This window comes from Pseudoclavibacter helvolus, assembly GCF_049707175.1.
GTDB classification, from domain to species: domain Bacteria; phylum Actinomycetota; class Actinomycetes; order Actinomycetales; family Microbacteriaceae; genus Pseudoclavibacter; species Pseudoclavibacter helvolus_A.
On record NZ_JBNAFM010000044.1, the window covers coordinates 1 to 509 of the forward strand.

1 protein-coding gene is annotated in these 509 nt (G+C 72.5%); it reads left to right on the forward strand.

What is annotated here, in order from left to right; genetic code table 11:
- Positions 1-509: DUF222 domain-containing protein (locus tag ACPYN9_RS17200; RefSeq protein ID WP_424468114.1), on the forward strand; the 509-nt coding region annotated here is incomplete at both ends.

Sequence of the window (509 nt, forward strand, 5' to 3'; positions counted from 1 at the left end):
CAGGGCGATCAGCTGATCTCGGTGCTGGACGCGCACCTCTCACCCCGCCGGGCGGTCGAGTTCCCCGCCGCCGCCGCGTCGGGGTGTGGGGAACCGGTCGCACCGGCACTGGGCGCGGACCGTGACGCGGGAGTCTGGGGCGGCGGCAGCACCGGTCACGGCGTCGGCGCCGATGCCGACTGGAGCGGAACCGGCTGTGACGGCGTCAGTGTCGACGGCGACACGAACGGCCGCGATGGCAGCGCCGAGAGTGATCTCCCGCTCGAGGACACTCGTACGACCCCGCAGCGGCGCATCGACGCGCTCGCGTCCGTGCTTGCCAGTTACGCTGAGTCGCCGAACGCGCCCCGGATTGGTGGGGAAGCGCCCACACTGGTGGTCGTGACTACCGACGTCGGAATCGCGGGCGGCGCGACCCGGCCGGAAGACGTCCCGCATCTCGAGCACACCGGGGAGCCCGTGCCCGCGTCGTTCGCGGCGAAGCTCCTGTGTGACGGGTTCGTGCGCGT